16 protein-coding genes and 1 pseudogene are annotated in these 17,286 nt (G+C 67.5%); 7 read left to right on the forward strand and 10 right to left on the reverse strand.

What is annotated here, in order from left to right; all coding sequences use genetic code 11:
- Positions 1-325 precede the first annotated feature (325 nt).
- Genes NRF20_RS44965 through NRF20_RS44975 form a run of 3 tightly spaced genes read right to left on the reverse strand, consistent with a single transcriptional unit; the run spans position 326 to position 3,229 of the window.
- On the reverse strand, positions 326-1,753 hold the full coding sequence (locus tag NRF20_RS44965; protein ID WP_398634670.1) for an RtcB family protein: 1,428 nt from the start codon (positions 1,751-1,753) through the stop codon (positions 326-328).
- Between the two features lie 5 nt (positions 1,754-1,758).
- Positions 1,759-2,742 carry a CapA family protein gene (locus tag NRF20_RS44970; protein ID WP_398634671.1) on the reverse strand — a complete coding sequence of 328 codons (984 nt, stop codon included), beginning with the start codon at positions 2,740-2,742 and terminating at the stop codon, positions 1,759-1,761.
- 25 nt (positions 2,743-2,767) lie between these two features.
- The gene (locus tag NRF20_RS44975; protein WP_398634672.1) at positions 2,768-3,229 is read right to left on the reverse strand and encodes an archease; all 462 of its coding nucleotides are present in this window, start codon (positions 3,227-3,229) and stop codon (positions 2,768-2,770) included.
- Positions 3,230-3,706: 477 nt separating this feature from the next.
- On the opposite strand from NRF20_RS44975, the gene NRF20_RS44980 reads away from it, so the two are divergent.
- The gene (locus tag NRF20_RS44980; protein ID WP_398634673.1) at positions 3,707-4,300 is read left to right on the forward strand and encodes an FHA domain-containing protein; all 594 of its coding nucleotides are present in this window, start codon (positions 3,707-3,709) and stop codon (positions 4,298-4,300) included.
- A 1-nt stretch (position 4,301) separates the two neighbouring features.
- On the forward strand, positions 4,302-5,381 hold the full coding sequence (locus tag NRF20_RS44985; protein WP_398634674.1) for a serine/threonine-protein kinase: 1,080 nt from the start codon (positions 4,302-4,304) through the stop codon (positions 5,379-5,381).
- A gap of 1,060 nt (positions 5,382-6,441) precedes the next feature.
- Here NRF20_RS44985 and NRF20_RS44990 read toward each other — a convergent pair.
- Positions 6,442-6,849, reverse strand: coding sequence for an SH3 domain-containing protein (locus tag NRF20_RS44990; protein ID WP_398634675.1), 408 nt, complete (start codon positions 6,847-6,849; stop codon positions 6,442-6,444).
- A gap of 491 nt (positions 6,850-7,340) precedes the next feature.
- Here NRF20_RS44990 and NRF20_RS44995 point away from each other — a divergent pair, with 491 nt between their 5' ends.
- On the forward strand, positions 7,341-7,898 hold the full coding sequence (locus NRF20_RS44995; RefSeq protein ID WP_398634676.1) for a molybdopterin cofactor-binding domain-containing protein: 558 nt from the start codon (positions 7,341-7,343) through the stop codon (positions 7,896-7,898).
- A gap of 168 nt (positions 7,899-8,066) precedes the next feature.
- Here NRF20_RS44995 and NRF20_RS45000 read toward each other — a convergent pair.
- A pseudogene (locus NRF20_RS45000) lies at positions 8,067-8,480 on the reverse strand (IS30 family transposase); the annotation flags it as partial.
- A 47-nt stretch (positions 8,481-8,527) separates the two neighbouring features.
- Positions 8,528-9,397, reverse strand: a complete 870-nt coding sequence (locus tag NRF20_RS45005; protein ID WP_398634677.1) for an alpha/beta fold hydrolase — start codon at positions 9,395-9,397, stop codon at positions 8,528-8,530.
- Between the two features lie 1,421 nt (positions 9,398-10,818).
- Between NRF20_RS45005 and NRF20_RS45010 the strand changes: the two genes are divergently transcribed.
- Both NRF20_RS45010 and NRF20_RS45015 read left to right on the forward strand, forming a co-directional pair.
- Positions 10,819-11,331 (forward strand): CGNR zinc finger domain-containing protein, encoded by a 513-nt coding sequence (locus tag NRF20_RS45010; protein WP_398634679.1) that lies wholly within the window; start codon positions 10,819-10,821, stop codon positions 11,329-11,331.
- A gap of 827 nt (positions 11,332-12,158) precedes the next feature.
- Complete coding sequence (locus tag NRF20_RS45015; protein WP_398634678.1) at positions 12,159-12,716, forward strand: DUF4232 domain-containing protein; 558 nt, start codon at positions 12,159-12,161, stop codon at positions 12,714-12,716.
- 724 nt (positions 12,717-13,440) lie between these two features.
- On the opposite strand, the gene NRF20_RS45020 is transcribed toward NRF20_RS45015, so the two are convergent.
- A complete protein-coding gene (locus tag NRF20_RS45020; protein ID WP_413754386.1) occupies positions 13,441-14,280 on the reverse strand; it encodes an IS5 family transposase in 840 nt (279 codons plus the stop codon).
- Between the two features lie 413 nt (positions 14,281-14,693).
- Here NRF20_RS45020 and NRF20_RS45025 point away from each other — a divergent pair, with 413 nt between their 5' ends.
- A complete protein-coding gene (locus NRF20_RS45025; RefSeq protein WP_413754418.1) occupies positions 14,694-15,164 on the forward strand; it encodes an SMI1/KNR4 family protein in 471 nt (156 codons plus the stop codon).
- Positions 15,165-15,251: 87 nt separating this feature from the next.
- Here NRF20_RS45025 and NRF20_RS45030 read toward each other — a convergent pair whose 3' ends face one another.
- Genes NRF20_RS45030 through NRF20_RS45040 form a run of 3 tightly spaced genes read right to left on the reverse strand, consistent with a single transcriptional unit; the run spans position 15,252 to position 16,179 of the window.
- A complete protein-coding gene (locus NRF20_RS45030; protein WP_413754419.1) occupies positions 15,252-15,674 on the reverse strand; it encodes a hypothetical protein in 423 nt (140 codons plus the stop codon).
- The gene (locus tag NRF20_RS45035; RefSeq protein WP_398635311.1) at positions 15,671-15,904 is read right to left on the reverse strand and encodes a hypothetical protein; all 234 of its coding nucleotides are present in this window, start codon (positions 15,902-15,904) and stop codon (positions 15,671-15,673) included. Before NRF20_RS45035 ends, NRF20_RS45030 begins: the two co-directional genes overlap by 4 nt.
- Complete coding sequence (locus NRF20_RS45040; protein WP_398635312.1) at positions 15,880-16,179, reverse strand: transposase; 300 nt, start codon at positions 16,177-16,179, stop codon at positions 15,880-15,882. The genes NRF20_RS45035 and NRF20_RS45040 overlap by 25 nt, the downstream gene beginning before the upstream one ends.
- 210 nt (positions 16,180-16,389) lie before the next feature.
- On the opposite strand from NRF20_RS45040, the gene NRF20_RS45045 reads away from it, so the two are divergent.
- Entirely contained in the window at positions 16,390-17,079 is a 690-nt protein-coding gene (locus tag NRF20_RS45045) for a hypothetical protein (RefSeq protein ID WP_398635313.1), read from the forward strand.
- Positions 17,080-17,286 lie beyond the last annotated feature (207 nt).

Here is a 17,286-nt window from a genome sequence, read left to right on the forward strand (position 1 = left end):
TGCTGCGTCTACGTGCTGTTGCTCGATGGCCTCAAGAAGGTGGGCCTTTTCGCCCCACGATCTCCGACAACTGCAGGACGGCAATCTGTCATCCTTGCTCTCGGCTTTCGACCGGAATTCTTGCCGACCCTGCACCTACCTCCACGCTACTCGCGTTCCGACCAGGCGCGGGAGCCCACCTGGTCGGAGCACGCTCGAAGGTCTGGTGAGTCCGCGTGCTGCCGACGAGCCGGGCGGGAGCGCGGAGGAGCCACTCTCGCGGGCACCGGCCGCGCGCACCAGGCTCTCTGGGAAGCTGCGTCCCTCTCTCCCGCTCCGTACCGGCTCAGCCCTTGACGACGCCCAGCGGCACCAGACGGGCGACCAGCCGGGCGAGTCCGGCGCCCTCGGTGACGGCGGCGACCGCGTCGACGTCCTTGTACGCCTCCGGCGCCTCCTCGGCGAGACCACGCCATGAGGAGGGACGCACGGCGATGCCCCGGGCCTCCAGCTCGCCGCGAAGCTGCTCCCCACGGACCATGCGCAGCGCGTGGTGGCGGCTCCAGACCCGGCCGGCACCGTGGCAGGCGGAGTGGAAGGCGTCGTTACCGGGCAGGCCGACCATCACGTACGAGGCAGTGCCCATCGTCCCGGGGACCAGTACCGGCTGGCCCGCCCGGACGAGGTCCTCCGGCAGGCTCGGGTCGCCGGGCGGCAGCGCCCGCGTCGCGCCCTTGCGGTGGACGCACAGTGGACGTGCCGCACCGTCCACTTCGTGGGTCTCGATTTTGGCGGTGTTGTGCGAGATGTCGTAGACCAGATCCAGACCGACTCCCGCCGCCGTCGTGAAGGCGTGGCGGGTGGCTTCGGACAGCAGCTGGCGGTTGGCCCGGCCGTAGTTGGCGGCCGCCGCCATCGCTCCCAGGTAGCCGCGGCCCCGCGGCGAGTCGACCGGCGTGCAGGCCAGCTGCCGGTCCGGGACCTGGATGTGGTGCCGGTGCAGCTCCTGGTCCATGACGCGGACGTGGTCGGTGCACACCTGGTGTCCCAGGCCGCGCGAGCCGCAGTGGATCATGACGCACACCTGGCCCACCCGCAGCCCGAAGGCCGCCGCGGTGGCCGGGTCGTAGATCCGGTCGACCGCCTGGACCTCCAGGAAGTGGTTGCCCGAGCCGAGGCTTCCCACCTGGTGGAGGCCGCGCTCGACGGCGCGCGTGCTCACCTGCCCCGGGGCCGCGCCGTCCAGGACGCCGTAGTCCTCGCAGCGTGCGAGGTCGCGTGGCACGCCGTGGCCGTGCTCGACCGCGTACCGAGCGCCGCCGACCAGCAGCTCGTCCATCTCCGCGGCCCCCGACAGCTTCCACAGGCCGCCGCGCCCCATGCCGCGCGGGATGGTGCTGTCGAGGATGTCCATCAGCCGCCGCATCCGGTCGTGGCCGAGCGCCTCGCGGTCGATGCCGGCGGCCAGCAGCCGTACGCCGCAGGAGATGTCGAACCCGACGCCGCCGGGCGAGATGACCCCGCCGTGGGAGATGTCGGTGGCGGCCACCCCGCCGATCGGGAAGCCGTAGCCCCAGTGGACGTCGGGCATGGCGAAGGAGGCGCGGACGATGCCGGGCAGCGTCGCCACGTTCGCCACCTGCTCCAGCGCCTTGTCCCCGGCGGCCTGCGGCAGCAGCGCACGCGAGGCGAACACCACCCCGGGTACGCGCATCGGCTCGCGCCGCTCGATGCAGAAGCGGTACTGGCTCTTCTCCACCAGTGCGATGTCCACGTCCCTCACCTCCAGTCGACCGTCAGCCGTCCGTTCCGGTCGGCGACGGCGGTGCCGAACTCGGCGCAGGCGGTGGTGAGCCGCTCGCGGATCCACTCCCGGTCCTCGCCGCGCGCCAGGCACGTGTGGCAGTAGTCCAGGGCCAGCGGCACCGCCGCCACCCGAGCGGGAACCAGGTGCGCAGCATCCGGGCCGTCCAAGGTCACCAGGAAGAGGAGCCCCAGGTCGTTGCGCAGGACCGGGTCGACGGCGTAGTCGTCGACGAAGTCGCCCAGGTCGTAGAGGATCCGGTCGGCGATCCCGTGGAAGACATGGGCGGAGTGCCCGGCGACCAGCGTCGCTCCCGCCGCCAGCAGCTCCGGGGCCGCGGCCGAGATGTGGCGCGGCGGCCGGGAGGTCATGTTGGGGCCCCAGTGCGGGGTGACCAGCACGACATCCGCCGCCGCAGCGGCCCGGCCCACCGACTCCGTCAGCCAGTCGGGCACCCCCGCGTGGAGATCGGCCCAGGCCGCACCGGGGCTGTCCTCGCCGGCTGCGTACTCCCGCGGGTGATCCGTGACGCCCACCACCGCAAGCCGCACACCGCCCGCCTCCAGCACCGCGAACTCCCGGGCCGCGCGTACGTCCGCCCCGGCACCGACCGCGTGGACACCCGCCCCGACCAGCAGGGTTCGGGTGTCGGCCATGGCGTCGAACCCGTAGTCCAGGGCGTGGTTGTTGGCGAGCGTCACACAGCTCACCCCCAGTTCGGCGAGCACCATCGCGGCAGCGGAGGGAGCGCGGAAGAAGAAAGCCTTTCGCGGGTCTGGCCAGCGCTGCCCGCGGTCGGAGACACAGCACTCCAGGTTGAGCACGAACAGGTCCGCCTCCGCGAGCGCCTTCCTGACCCCCGTGGAGACCAGCGTCCCCGGCGCCGGCGAGCGGCGCAGCTCCTCGGCGACGCTGCGCCCGAGCATGGTGTCGCCTGCCAGTGCCACCGTGAGTGTCATGATCTTGTCCCTTCCCGCCCTGCACTCAGACGTCGAGGGTCACCCGGCAGGTCCAGCCGCCAGGGCCGCCGCGCAGTTGCAGGTCGTGCAGCGAAACGGCCTTCGGCACCGCACCGATCGGCACGGCGGTGCCAGCGTCGGCCATCCGGAAGCGGACCGACAGGCCCCGACCGTCCCCCGCCGACCGGATCGACCCCACCTCAACAGCGAGTGGGATCTCACCGTCGGCATCCATCCGGTAGACGACCTCCTCCAGGACGGACACCAGTAGATCCTCATCGGACTCCGCCGTGACCACGTATTCGCGTTCACCGACAACTGTGGCCCCGGACGTGTCGGCGAAGCCCTCCAGCACCGCGCGCACCGCCTCTCCGATGCACCCCTCGGCCGTTGGCGACCATGCCTCCACCCGCATGTCCGCGGTGTGTGGCACAGCCCGGTGCCCACACGCGCCGGGCTGCTTCCCCACAGGTTCCCGACCGTTCACGGTCGGCGCCTCTCCGTCGTCTTTCGGATGGACAGCCTGATGCCGAGTTCTCCGAGCCGCAGGCCATGCCCCCTCCAGAGTCGTCCCGTGCACCGCTCCAGGGCAACCTGCACGAGGCGCGACCACCCGTCGGCGGTGCACACACTTCCCCGCTTCGATACCACGGGTAGTCAAAAGGTGGCGTACGGTAGCTATCTCGCGGTCCTGGTGAAAGAGTGCACGCATGCGTGCCGAGGGCCGCGTGGGCGGGCCGGCTGCCGACTTGGGCGGGCCGAAGCCGAATCGTTTCACGGGACGCGCCGGACCGTTTCATTTGTAGGATCCGTGAGCACTCGCGGGCCTTTGACCTGCGGTGTGCGTAGCGGTGAGCTGTGTCCTGGGAACAGCCCGTCGCCAGATCATGAGCAATTGAGCCCACATTGACCGTCGAGTGCGCCGGAGTACGTCCACGTTGCAATTGGAGCCGAGGACCCTTTCGTGAGCCGACTGCACGGGGTCTTCACCTGTGACGGCAATCAGTGGTGGCTGCGCAACGAGGGCAGGAGGCCGATCCACTTGCCGGGCGCGGACATGGTTCTGCGCGGGCACGAGCTGCAGATGGCGCCGGGCTACACACCGCTGACGATCGAGACGCCGAAATACCGGTCGCATCTACTGGAGGTCCACATCGTCGGGTACCTCGGAGTCGAGCAGGACGGCGATTCACAACTGCCTACCGTCGCCTCCGATGTCTACGATCTGAGTCATGCCGAGCGACTGGTCGTCACCGTGCTGGCCCAGCGCTATCTGCGCAATGAGAGAAGTCCGCAGCCGGTGTCGTGGAAGCAGGTGTCCGACGACCTGAACCGGGTGGCCGCATACCGGCCGTGGACGCCACGGATCGCCGAGCACACGGTCGCCGCGGTCCGCAAACGCTTGTCGGGCGGCAAGAACCCTGTCTCCGGGATCCTCCGTGAGGACGGTATCGGCGAACCCGTGGGCAACACCCTCAACGTCAACCTCATCCGGGCGCTCTTGAAGAGCGCCACTCTGATACCCGACGACCTGTTTCTCCTGGACGAGGAAGACTGAGGTGCCCACAGCCACGGACAGTCCGGTGTGGCAACCGGGCGATGCCGTCGACGGCCGGTACGAAGTGGTACGGCTTGCGGGGAAAGGCGGGATGGGGCTGGTCTACCAAGTCAGGCACCTACAGTGGGGCACCGACCTGGCATTGAAGCTCCTCCGCCCGGACGCCCAACTCGACTCCGAGCAGCGCGAGCATTTCATCGACGAAGCAGAGACCTGGGTATCGCTGGGGCTGTATCCCAACGTCTGCTGCTGCCACTATGTCCGGCAGTTCGACGGCGTGCCGATGGTGTTCGCCGAATACGTCCCCGGCGGCAGCCTGCACAACTGGATCGCCGACCGCCGCCTCTATCAAGGCTCGCCCATCGAGACCGCGCTGCGCGTCCTTGACGTGGCGATCCAGTTCGCGTGGGGACTGGACTACGCGCACTGCCGGGGTCTTGTTCACCAGGACGTGAAGCCGGCCAATGTTCTCCTCGACCCTGCCGACGGCGACCTCGTAGTCAAGGTCACTGACTTCGGGCTGGCCCGTGCCCGTGCGGCCGCTTCACAGGATTTCTCCCAGGATGCCCCGGGCTTCAGCCCGGGGAGGAATGGGTCTTCACCACACATCCAGGAAACCGGCGGCAGTCTGGGCCTGCTCACGGGGCCGGCGCGACCAGCCTGCCGCGGAGAGTTCTCGGGCCATGAGATCGGACTCGTGCGCTCCTTCGGCCAGCAACGCGACGAGCTGAGGGAGTACCCGCCGGATGATGGCAGGCTGGTCGTTCCAGTGGAAAGGATCTTTCTGCGCGACCTGGTGGACAAGGTCCGCCGGGAGAGGGACATCAGGAGTCCCCAGGAGCGCGACCTCCCCCTCGTCGAAGCACCGGCCGCAGCCGGGCTCGTCCGCCTGGGCAGTCATGCCACCGAAGGTTTCCGCGACCCTGGCCACCACAACACCAAGAACACCGGCATTCGGAAGAGAAAGAGAGCACCCCGAAAAGACTCCAGCAGGCCGCCGCCAAAGAGAGCGACACTACCAGGCGACAGCACCGCAAGCCGATCGGGGCTCACGTTGCGTGCCGCGGCACTGGACGTGTGATCGACCGGACAAGTCCTGGCAGTGGCCAACGTTCCATTCGGCCCAGCCAACGGCCGTGCCGCGTGCGGCAACAGCGGGAGCCGGGCAATGTGGAGGGCGGAGCCCGCCCGGGAGCCCTTCGCACGTCGACCGGGCGGGCCATGCGCCGCTGCGAGTCCTGTCCCACCCCGGCCCGGCCAACCCGCTGGAGTCAGCGCAGGGCCGCCGCGAAGATGGCGCCTCTGGTGGCTGTGTGGTCGTGTTCACGCTGGACCCAGCGAGGCGGGAGCGGATGTCCTCGCTGCCGGCCACGTGTGGCGCGGGAGCGATGAGGCGCTCGCTCGGCCGAAGGGTGTTGCGGACTTGGCGGTCGAGCACAGCATCGAAGAGTCCGGCAGGGACAGGGGCGTCGATCCCGCAGGCACCGGCGGGGATCCGCACCCGGGCCGCCTGCGCATGTGCGGTGCCGCGGGCCGGTCGTTGCGGAAGGCGACGGTGTGCGGGCCGGGGCGTGATGGCGTACGACTTGGCAGTCTCCGGCGAGGTGGCTGCCGCGAGTGGCTTTGTGCAGCGGGCGCAGAAGAGCACCTGCGCCCGCAAGCTGATCGCCGCTCCGGCGCTGGAATCTGGCCGGTACACGGCCGGGCAGACAGCGGAACGTGTCACCGCCGGTCTCGTTGCAGGCCGAAACAGCGGGGTGCGCTGGTGAATCCACGTTTGTGGAGGTGGCTGACCAGTCCGGTGACGAAGATCGACTGGTCTGTGCCGGGCCGTCGACCGTGACAGTCGATCAGTTGTCTCAGCTCATCACGCACACGGATCGCCAGGCTGCCCCTGGGGCAACGCAGCCTTCGCCACCAAAGCCGTGCTCGGCGGAACCTCACCCACGACGCCACTTCGAAGCGACACCGAACCCTCCAACGCGAAACGACCCTTGGTCCAGTCACCAACGAAGTGACTGGACCAAGGGTCTCTGTTCATTTCGGATTCGCCAACACTGTCGGCTCAGAGCCGCCCCGCGGCGCAGCTGTCGACCCAGACCGTGTCCGCCATGGTCGAACGTTCTGAGGGACGGGTGCGCTCAGCCCGTGGCGTCGGTCGCCTGCGGGTTGTAAGTGAGCCGGTCCTGCACGAGGTCCTTGCAGTAGGGGACGGTCCCGGTCTGGACTACGTGCCTGGCCGAGATCCATGTCTGCTCGTCACGCAGCAGGTACCAGAGGTTGTTGTCGGCGATGCTTTGCGCACGCACCTTGCATCGCAGGCCCACTTGATCGGCGTACTGGAGGATGCCCAGCACCGACGAGTCGGTGCTGGGGTACTGTCGCTCGTTCACCCCACTCTGACTGATCACCGTGGCGTAGGGCTCCACGGGAACAGAAGCCTGAGCGGGAGCCGCAGCGGCCAGCAGCGGAGCACCGAGCACGATGACTGCGGCAGCGCCCGAGCCTACGGCGATGCGACGAGCGTGCCTCTCCGAGATTTTCAACATGACCATTCCTCTCGCTCATTTCCTGACTCTGGATCACATCCGACCATTCCTCGGGTCATACGCCCTGCACCCTGTGCTGTCGTAGCGCATCGATCGCCCGAAAAGACGATGGCAATCAGGCGAGTGGGCCCCCGCTTCGGGATCGTGGTCGGGCTCTGAGCCGTGCCGGTTTGGGCGACGGGCGACATCCGCTGTTGGGTGGGCGCCAACCCCACAGATCTCGCTCACCGCGACCGGCTGCCCTGCCCGGTGCCGGGGAACGGTGGCGGCCGCGGGGAAACGGGAAGACGTCGAACCAGCCCTGCCCTTCTGTTGCCAGATCGTCTGGGTAAGCAAAGAGCGGCCGGAGAACCGCCATTGGCTTCCGGGCACGCTCCGAGCACGCAGGGCCCCACGGCCGCACATACAGACTGTTCAGGGGATGGTTGTGGCGGTCACTGCCTGCAGTGCGAGTTCCCGGCTTTTGCGGACGTGCAGGAGGGCGATCGCCCATGCGGCATCGGCGTCTCCCGCGGCGATGCGTTCGTACATTTCTCTGTGCTGCGCACGCATGGGGGCGGGTTCAGACGGACTTCGACGCGCTCGGCAGCTGGAACACGCCGCCTCACGACGTGCCCCACGGGCTCGCCACCTTCGGTGCCCAGTTCGCCGAGGTCGCCGTCGACCCCGACCTCGGCATCGCCCGCGTACGACGTATGACTGGAGTGTTCGCCCCCGGCCGCGTGCTCAACGCCAAAACCGCCCGCAGCCAAGCCATGGGCGGCATGCTGTGGGGCCTCAGCCATGCCCTGCTGGAATCTACCCTCGTCGACGCCCGCGACGGCCGCTGGGCCAACGCCGGCCTCGGCGAATACCTCGTGCCCGTGAACGCGGACGCCCCCGACATCGAGTTCGTGGACGTCCAGGACAAGGTGATCAACCCCCTGGAAGTCAAAGGGATCGGGGAGATCGGCACAGTCGGCGTCGCCGCTGCCATCGCCAACGCCGTCTTGCACGCAACCGGCCGCCGCGTCCGCGAACTGCCCATCAGGATCGAACATCTGCTGTGACCGGCCGGCCGTCGGAGCGGAGCGCCGCCGTGGCCCCGCGCAAGACCTGCGCGGGGCACCTTCTCTGTGCGGCGGGTGGGGGACCGTCAGGTGCCGGGCTCACACGCATCGCCGGCAGCGGCACTGTGAGAAGTGAGAGGCAGGCCGATCGGTGGAACCTGCCCGGACTCAATCGGTCGTCGCAACACCGGCTTCCTGGATCAAGAGTAGGTGCTCGTTCAGGGCTTCGGCGGGTGTCTTCCAACCGAGGGTCTTGCGGGGCCTGTTGTTGAGTGCGAGAGCAACGGCCGCGAGTTCGTCGGTATCCCATCGCGACAGGTCGGTGCCCTTCGGAAAGTACTGGCGAAGGAGTCCGTTCGTGTTCTCATTGGTGCCCCGTTGCCAGGGGCTGTGCGGGTCGGCGAAGTAGACCTGCAGCCCGGTGTCGATGCGGAGCTGGGCATGCTGGGCCAGTTCTTTGCCGCGGTCCCAGGTCAGCGAGCGGCGCAAATGCTCGGGCAGCGCGGTGATCGTGGCGGCGATCGCGTCTTTGACTGCCTCGGCGCCGCGGCCGGCCAGGGCCGGGCCGTTGTGGCACACCGGCCAAGGCTTGCCCCCGGTCGGCCGCCGGGGCACACAGACCGTGGGTGTCAGGAGGTGACGCGGGCGAGGAATCCGCGGATGTAGCCGGTGATGTCCTCCAGGTGGCTCTCCAGGGCGAAGTGTCCGGATTCGATGAGGTGGATCTCGGCGTCGGGCAGGTCGCGCTGGAAGGCGCGGGCTCCCTCGGGGCCGAAGATCTCGTCGTTGGCTCCCCAAACAGCCAGCAGCGGCACCTGGCTCTCGCGGAAGTACTGCTGCAGGTGGGGGTAGAGGGCAACGTTGGTCGGATAGTTTCGAAACAGCGCGAGCTGGATGGCGTCGTTGCCCGTACGGTCGAGCAGCGCCTGGTCAATGGTCCAGTTGTCCGGGCTGACGAGGCTCGGATCCGTAACCCCGTTCAGGTACTGCCAGCGGGTCAGTTCGAGGGTCAGGGCTCCGCGGAGAGGGGCTTCGGTCTCGGGCGTCGGGCTCTCGGCGTAGGCGAACAGCCCGTCCCAGAATGCTTTGACGAATCCGTCGGTGTAGGCGTTGCCGTTCTGCGTGATGATCGCGGTGATGCTCTGCGGAGACTGCATGGCGAGCCGCCAGGCGATCGGTGCTCCGTAGTCCTGTACATAGACCGCAAACCGCTCGATGCCGAGCTGCTCCAGCAGGCCGGCGGTCACGTCGGTGAGGGCGTCGAAGGTGTAGTCGAACTCGTCGACCGTCGGCATGGCCGACTGCCCGAACCCAATCATGTCGGGCGCGACTACGCGGTAGGTGTCAGCGAGCGCCGGGATCAGGTTCCGGAACATGTGTGAGCTCGTCGGGAAGCCGTGCAGCAGCACGAGCGCCGGTGACTGCGGGTCTCCGGCCTCCCGGTAGAAGACATCCATGCCGTTGACGGTGGCGGTGCGGTGATGCACAACGCTGCTCATACCAATCTCCAAGATGGCTTTGAACGGTTGGTTGCAGTTCAGCATGCTATGCCTAACCTGTCAAATAAGTTTTAATGGTTGGATTTGCTGGTTGCCGGCCCTCGCCGTGCGCCTCTCGCGGATGGGCCCGTCCTCGGGCCGGCCGTTCGGTGAGCGGGAGTATGGATGCCACCCGGAGGCTTGCGCCCGGCACGGCCGGAGCCGGTCGAACGCGAAGACCGCCCGCAATCTGCTGAGCACCCACGGGTCCTTGAGGGCGGAGTGGGCGGCAGGGGGGCCGGCTTCCAGGGCAGGGGGACAGCCGTCCGTGGCGCGTAGCCGGTTCTGCGATCCCGGTGCGCCCGGACCGTCTCTCCTGCTTTGCTGGTCAGGGACGTCGTTGGTGTCGGCGGACGCGATGTGGTCGTCGGCGGACGCCCGGTGGGTCCCGCTGAGAAACTCGCGCCGGGTCTTGCCGGTCGAGGTCTACTGCCGGACCGATCTGGCGATGCGCCAGCTGGCACCGCTTTTCAGCGTATCGCCGGCGGCCGCGCTGCCGGCGCGCTCGCCGACGGCGCACGCCGCGACACCGGCATGCTCATCCCGCACCGACGGCGAGGCGGAAGGACGCCAACCGCCCCCACCGTCAGGTACGGGCCCGCATCGAACACACCATCTCCCACACGAAGAACTGGAAGATCCTCCGCGCCTGCCGGCGCAAGGGTTGAAGCCGTCCGCTGGGCCGCCAGTGGCATCGCCTGTATGTACAGCCTCGCCCTCGCCGGCTGAACACCACCGATCCGGCGGGCACATGACCTCAGGCCGCCGGCCGAGTTACGAGGCAGCCTTTACGAGCTCGTGCATGGTTGGCGGTGGCGCATCGAGAGCCGTGATTCGACTTCAGGGTTCACTTTCGCGGATTGCCGGACAGGGCGGCGGCCTGCTGGTGTGAGAACTGTCCGGCGAGAACTTGGACGGTGTCCTACGCGGCGAGGTGCGCCTGCTGGGCAGGTCCTTCTCGACTGACCAGTGCTCATCCGCACTCGTTGCGCAAGGTCCCGAAGCGGTCCCAGGCGTGGCTCGGCGCCCTCAACTGCTTGCCGTGACTGCGACTTGGTCGCCCATCGAGAGTGTTGCAACGACGCTCCTGGCAGATCTGCGGCGTCCGGCGTGATCGGTCTCACTCAACCCGACACCTCTCAGCTGGAAGGCGGCGCGATCGAGATGGCCCGGCTGGTCGCCGACTTCGCCGACCGGACATTTGCCACCGGCTGTCGCCAGAGCTCGCGAAGAAGATCCCCGAGCCGTCGCAGTGCCGTCAGCGAACGAGCGTGATGTCCGCCCACTCATATGTAACCTATATGGTGAAGTTTGGCGGTTATGTTGAATTCGAAGTAGGTTAACCTGTCAATGACAGGAAACAGGTTAGGGGTCGGGGTGTGGTGATCGACAGGGCCCAAGAAGACGCGCTGCTGGAACTGCTCAACACGACCCCCGTGATCGAGGGCTCGACATGGGATGCTCTCGGCACGCCTTCTGCAGGCCGTGCATGGGCGCGCCGGCACGGAGGGAGCGGGGCGAGCGACGAACTCAGGTGTCTCATTGCCGCACGCGACGCCCTTCAGGACGTCGTGAGAGGCGGGCGCGAAGCGGCGTGCCTGGGTGAATTCCTGAAGGGAGTCAGCAGCGTTCCCGACATCTCGGGCGGGAAGCTCGAATGGTCCCTTCAGGTACATGCCACGCGCCGCATGGCGGTTGAGTCGGTGCTGACCTGGGCCGGCCTGCAGGAGGCCAAGCCGGGACGGCTCAGGCCCTGCGCCAACCCGCAGTGTCGACGCTTCCTGCTCGACCGTAGCAAGCCCAACAGTGCCCGCTGGTGCTCCATGGCCGAGTGCGGCAACCGGATGAAGGCCCGACGCCACTATCAGCGCGTCAAGGAAGCCCAAAACTCCTGAAACCTCTCGGAGGGCGGGTCTTGGAAGCATTGATCAATTTCCATCCTGATTTCGCAGGTCACGGGGCTGGCGTGAGTCGATGGCGGGGTACTCGGGCTGGTCTGGAACATGATCGGTAGCAGGTGATCGATTGCCACGGGCCTCGTTCGCGGAAGTCGCCGTACGGGCGGTTGTCTCCTCGTAGGGTCCGGCAGGAAGATCCGGCCCGGGGAGGGGGAGTTCATGGTGGATGTACTGACATGGACGGTGGAACGGCGGGTCCTGCTGGCCGACCGCGCCGAGCGGCTGCGTAAGGAGCTCGCCGAGATCGATGTCGAGGTGGCCCGGCTGGAGGCCGCGGAGGTGGTGTTCGGCCGGTACGCCGAGGCGACGGACGGCGGCAGGCGGGACGATCCGGTGGTGGAGCCCGATCCGGTGGAGCCGGATCCGCCGGCGACGCAAGCGTCGGGAGCCGGCGGGATGCTGCTCGTGCCGCACCGCGTCGAGGGGATGAGCGAAGAGGTGCTGCCCGTACGCCTGGCCCGTCGGCGAGTGAGACTTCAGACCGGTCCTGTGCTCACGGGGCGGCGCACGGTTACGGCTCTTTTTCTCGCGTGGCCGTCCGTGCACCATCCGTGGTCACGACCAGGTCAGAGCCCTACGCGGGCCGATGGCGGGGGTTGGTGCGACGCTGGGAGGGGGTGGGAGCCGGTATGGAGCGGGGCGGTGTCATTCAGTCTTGTGGCGGTTCCGCTCCAGCGCTCCGTTGGGCCCGGTTGTCGAACCAGTTGGAGAGCACTTGGCGGCCGGGGCTTTGAGGCGTTTTGTGAACCGTGGGAGGACGGCCCATGAAATACACATCGGGAAGCAGCGTGACCAAGTACTCGTCCGTGTTGCTCGTGGTGGGTGCTTTGGTTGGATGCCTGCTGGCAGGTGCCGGTTCCGGGGCATCGGCAGATGGGACCGCCCTTAGGCAGGCCCCGGTTACCCCATGCACGCGTACCCAACTCGTCGCGAACAGTGCGCAGCGGATGGAGCCCAGCCAGGTACGGATCACCGTCGTCAACCAGGGTCCGAATCCGTGCGTGCTGAGTGGCTTTCCCGCCGTGGCTCTAGCGGGTCAGGGCTCGCCGGACAGGAACAAGCCCCTCAATGTCGTCCGGCAGGGCAAGGTGGGGCCAGTGCAACTGGCGGTCGGCGGCCGGGCCTCTACGCAACTCTCCTTTACGCCGGTTCTTGGTGAGGCGGGCGGGTATTGCGCCTCCGGCGCCGCGCCTTCCGTCGCGCCCTCGATCGTGGTGGGTGTCGCGGGCGGGAGGCAGCAGCTGGCGCCGGACGACGGTGGCGATTTCGCGCTGTGCGGCAGCACTGTCCGTGCTACTGCCTTCCGCGCCGCCGGTTCCTGACGGTCGGAGGGTGTCGTATGGGGCACCACGCTCGGTCCGGGAGGTGCCCAGCGCTACTTCGGCAGCCTAGCCACGCTTATGCCGCAGGCTTTCAACGTGGCCTCCCCACCGGAGCAGGGAACCGGCTTCGACACGTACCCGGAGGTGACGGACGCGCTGAAGCGCTTGAACCGCGACGAGGACGACCTGAGCAGCCGCCGGGCACCGCCGCCGAATCGCCCCTCGGTAGACGTCTGCGCACCGTCCTCGCGGATGCTGCGGCAAGCCGTTACCAGCCCCGTGACGAGAACCGCCGGCCCCTGCTCAGCGCCGACGAGTGCAGTGCCTGGCAGGACCAGGCCCGGGCCGCTACCGCACTCCTCGGTCTGCTGGCCCTGCCACCGTGGGATACCGACGACACCACCTTGAAGCAGCGTCAGCCTCCCGACTGGCGTGCAGCGTTCGTCGCCCAGCTCCAGGCAGAGCAGGGCTGAGGCACACGCAGGGGCGTATGTCAGCGCCGGCCGCGACCCTACTCAGGAGCCTGCTGTTCCACCGCCGAGCAGGTGTCCACATCCCTGGAGGAACGGCGTGGATGACCGCCCTGCTTCCGCCCGGCCGCTTTCGATGGCATCCTCGCCGACGCGGTGCAACTCGGGTTCGCCATGTCGTGCGAAGACCGCACCGGATCCCTACTCGCCGCCTCTAAGAGGGCGTTTAGAGTGGGCGACTTGCCTCTTATGCCCTAGTAGGTTCCTCGCCAGGTTGGCGTGGTCTCGTCCGTTATGCGCTTGGCGAGGTTGTCGATCGAAGCGAGGTGGATCATGGCTTCGGAGCTGACGGAGAGGGTTTCGTAGTCACGGACAAGGCGTCGGTGCATCATGATCCAACCGATACTCCGCTCCACCACCCAGCGCCTTTTCAGGACGTGAAAGCCGCGAGTTCCGGGGTTCTTGTCGACGACTTCGACATCGATTCCTAGCTTCGCGCCGTGTTCGACGACGGCCTTCTTGAAGCCGGTGTCGACCCAGCTCTTGGCGATGGTTGGGTAGGTGTTTTTCGCCTGGTCGAGGAGGCGTATCCCCAGGGCGTTTTCAGAGAGGCTGGCGGCGGTGACGGTCACGGCGAGGATCAGGCCGATCGTGTCGGTGAGGATGCCTCGCTTCCGGCCCACGATCTTCTTCGCGGCATCGGTTCCCTGGCTGGTCACGGGCACGTTGGTGGAGGTTTTGATGCTCTGGGTGTCGATGACGGAGGCCGTCGGATCGGGCTTGCGGCCTTCCTTCACGCGGGCCAGGGCGGTGAGGTCGTAATTGAGCTGGGCGAAGATTCCCTCGTCGCGCCAGGCGGCGTAGTAGAAGTAGACGGTGCCGTGGCCAGGAAAGTCATGCGGGAGGTATTTCCAGGGGATTCCGGTGCGGTTCAGGTAGAGAATCGCGTCGAACACATCGCGGAGTTCGACCTTCGCCGGCTGACCGGTTGGGCGGCGGTCGAGCCGGGCTTTCCGCCAGGCCGTCAGAGTCGGCTCGATCAAGGCCCACCGGGCGTCGGACAGGTCGCTGGGGTACGGCTTGCGCTGGCTCACGCTGTACCGTCTTCACGGATGGCGCGGAATGGATTGTTCCGCTGACCATCGGGCGGTTCTGTCGCATTTTCAAACCAGACGGACTTCCGGTAGCAGAAGTTCGCGAAACGGACTACGAGGTTCACCCATCAAGGGGAGATGAAGCCCGCATAACGGCTGTAATCATTATGAACTGAGGCAGCGATAGAAGCCGCTTTTCGGAACAGAGGTACTTAAACGCCCTCTAAGAGGGCGGTTCGTGATTCTTTGAGCGGTTTTGTCGTCACCATGTCCGCCTACACCGAGGACTGAGTATTGTTCGAGAACGTCGTGGTTGAGAACTCCCCGGATTGGCAGACGGCATGCTGAGGGTCGAAGAGCTGGAGGCCGCGCTTCCTTCGATTGCACGGTGGCGTGTGCCAGGTGGACGCAGCGTGGACTGGGCTGCCCTCGAGGCGGACCTCGGGACGGCGCTGCCCTCGGACTTCCGCTCTCTCGCTGCGGCGTATCCAATCCTGGTCGTCGACGACTTCCTGAAGGTGTCCGTTCCCCGGCCCGGCGCCGAGGCGTCATGGGCGTCCGAGTCCAGGGAGGACGAGATCCTTCAGGATCTGTACGAGATGGGCGACACCGAGGGTTACGTTCCCTTCCCGCAGCCGGGAGGCCTGATCTGCTGGGCGGAGTCCAATTCGGGGGACTCCTTCTACTGGAGGACGAGCCCCGCGGACCCGGACGCATGGCCGGTGGTCGTCCGCACAGACAACGGCGACTGGTCGGAGTTCCCGGTCGGTGCCGTCGAGTTCCTGGCGGACGTGTACCGGCGGACCCTCGACGTGCCCGGCTTGCCCAGGGACTTCCCCGGCGATGATCCGAAAGTGTTGGGCCTGAGCGACCGCATCGACTGATTGGCAACCCAGAGGGGCTATGTGAGTTGGTGCCCGTGTTGCCCTTTCGGTTGGGATAAGCGGCCTGGTCGCGGGATCGCTGGGCGGCTATGGCCGCAGCCGGGTGAACAACCCCTGCTCGGCCTCAACGAGGATCCCGCGTTCGACCAGCCGCGTGAGCTTCAGGCGGACGTTGTTGACGTTGTTGGGCGCGATCTCCACGTCCATCGCCCCGCACACCGCCCGCGCCCGCAACGGGGCGTCGGCTGTGGCGAGCACCGCCATGATCTGCTGGTAGGCAGGATGATCCGGCAGCTTCGGGGACGGCGGCGTGGGTGGCCGCGGATCGGGAAGCTCCAACAGCGTCTTGCGAGTGATCCGGATCTCCTCGGCGGCCGTGTCGAACCCGTCCAGCAGCGCGGTCAGCTCCGCGATCTTCTCCCGGGCCGCCTCGGCCTGTGCGACGATCTCCCGCTCCCGCTCTTCCGGCCGCGCCAGCACCGCCCCCAAGGTCAGCTCTCCACCGGTCATGCGCCGCGCCAGGGGGGATCGGAGGTCTCCGTCAGCATCCTCGACATGCGGTCGCTTATGGCCCAGTACACCCTCGACTCGGCCGAGGCGGGCCGATGCTCGTAGTCGCGCACCGGCCTGCGGTGCAGCATCACGACCCCGTTCGTCTGCTCCACCACCCATCTCTTGGGCTGCGGGACGAACCCGGTGTCGCCAGGGTTGCGTTTCAGCACTTCGATCTCGATGCCCACCTTCGCCCCGTGGTCCTTGACAGTGTTCTTGAACCCCTGGTCCACCGGGCCTTCTTCACGGCGCCCGGCTCGGTGCCGGCGATCACCTTGTCCAGCAGCGCGGTGCCGACGGCGTTGTCCTGGACAGAGGCGGCCAGCACCGCCACCGCGATCACCAGGCCCAGCACGTCAACGGCCAGTCCCCGCTTGCGTCCCGGCACCTTCTTGTTCGCGTCCCGGCCGGTCGTGTCGGCCGGGACTCCGGCACTCTGCTGAGGGCAGTCGCCGTTGTTCATCAGTGATCACCCTGATCGGACCCCTGGCTCGCCCCTAAGACACGGCCCGCCTGCAACCCGCGTTGCGTTAGAAGCCGTATCTCAACCGAACGTGATCCGCTGACCACGGGCCGCTCCGGCGGTGAACAGCAGGCCGTCGGCTGACCGTTCAGCCCGCAGTGGCCTCGGGGCGGGTTGCTGCCGGTGTCGGTGGTGGAGGAAACTGTACGGGTGAGCGATTCTGGTGATTCCCGTGGGCTGGCGTCGGCCGAAGAGATCCACGCGTATCTGGTCGAGCGACTGAACAAGGCGTTGAGTGGGCCGGAGATGTTCGGGGGCGAGATTTCCCTACGGCTGCTGATCGACCATCTGCTGATGGCCGAACGGGAGCCGGAGGCGTTCGGGCGGCTGCAGCGATCGTGGGAAGAGCGCGGGATGTGGACCGCGATCGGGGTGGCTGGGGCCTTCCGGGACCTGATCCCGAAGCCGAACTACAGCTGTGGGATGGCGTCGGTGTACGCGGAGTTCGCGCAGGCGCGTGGCTGGCTCAGGCCGGACCGCACTCTGGCCCCCGAGGCATACCAGGCCATGGTCGACCAGGTGCGTGACTGGGCGGGCAAGGACCGCACCTGGGCCGACGTCATTGACCGGTTCGGGCCGCCCTCGGTACTGTTCGGCGGCAGCAACCCGCTGTACAGCAAGTCACTGGGCTACCTCACCGACGACCCTGGGCTTCCCATGGTGGTTTTCCATCTGTGGAACGGCACCGAGCCCGGTCCCGGCGACGGCTGGCCCCCCGCGCACGAGCAGCCGCTGCTGCTCGCCGTGCGCCACGGCGACGGCCTGTTCCGGGAATCGTTCACCTTCACCCCGCACGGACAGCGCCTGCGCCCGGTCGTCGATCAGCCCTGGCTTGCCTAACAAGCCGCGGTCCTTTCGATCAGGCGGTCGCTCTTGATCGAACAGAGTGCTGGATTGAGTGAGTTGGCGGCCGTACGCGCATGAAGAGGGGGCCTCCTGGTAGCTCGCGGTTGTCGAAGCCAGAGCGGGCAGGAGGCCCTGTGTCGCAGTTGTACGTGGTCACGTCCGCGGAGTCCAGTTCGGCCACCCCGGGGTGTGACTGTCTCG

It is taken from the genome of Streptomyces sp. R-74717 (assembly GCF_047305335.1).
In the GTDB taxonomy this organism is placed as follows: Bacteria; Actinomycetota; Actinomycetes; order Streptomycetales; family Streptomycetaceae; genus Streptomyces; species Streptomyces atratus.

Excerpts from the sequence above, each read along its gene's own strand:
- NRF20_RS44995 (WP_398634676.1), top strand. The coding sequence starts at position 7,341 with ATGCGGCATCGGCGTCTCCCGCGGCGATGCGTTCGTACATTTCTCTGT.
- NRF20_RS45030 (WP_413754419.1), bottom strand. The coding sequence starts at position 15,674 with ATGACCGGTGGAGAGCTGACCTTGGGGGCGGTGCTGGCGCGGCCGGAA.
- NRF20_RS45005 (WP_398634677.1), bottom strand. The coding sequence starts at position 9,397 with ATGAGCAGCGTTGTGCATCACCGCACCGCCACCGTCAACGGCATGGAT.
- NRF20_RS45015 (WP_398634678.1), top strand. The coding sequence starts at position 12,159 with ATGAAATACACATCGGGAAGCAGCGTGACCAAGTACTCGTCCGTGTTG.
- NRF20_RS44990 (WP_398634675.1), bottom strand. The coding sequence starts at position 6,849 with ATGTTGAAAATCTCGGAGAGGCACGCTCGTCGCATCGCCGTAGGCTCG.
- NRF20_RS45040 (WP_398635312.1), bottom strand. The coding sequence starts at position 16,179 with ATGAACAACGGCGACTGCCCTCAGCAGAGTGCCGGAGTCCCGGCCGAC.
- NRF20_RS44970 (WP_398634671.1), bottom strand. The coding sequence starts at position 2,742 with ATGACACTCACGGTGGCACTGGCAGGCGACACCATGCTCGGGCGCAGC.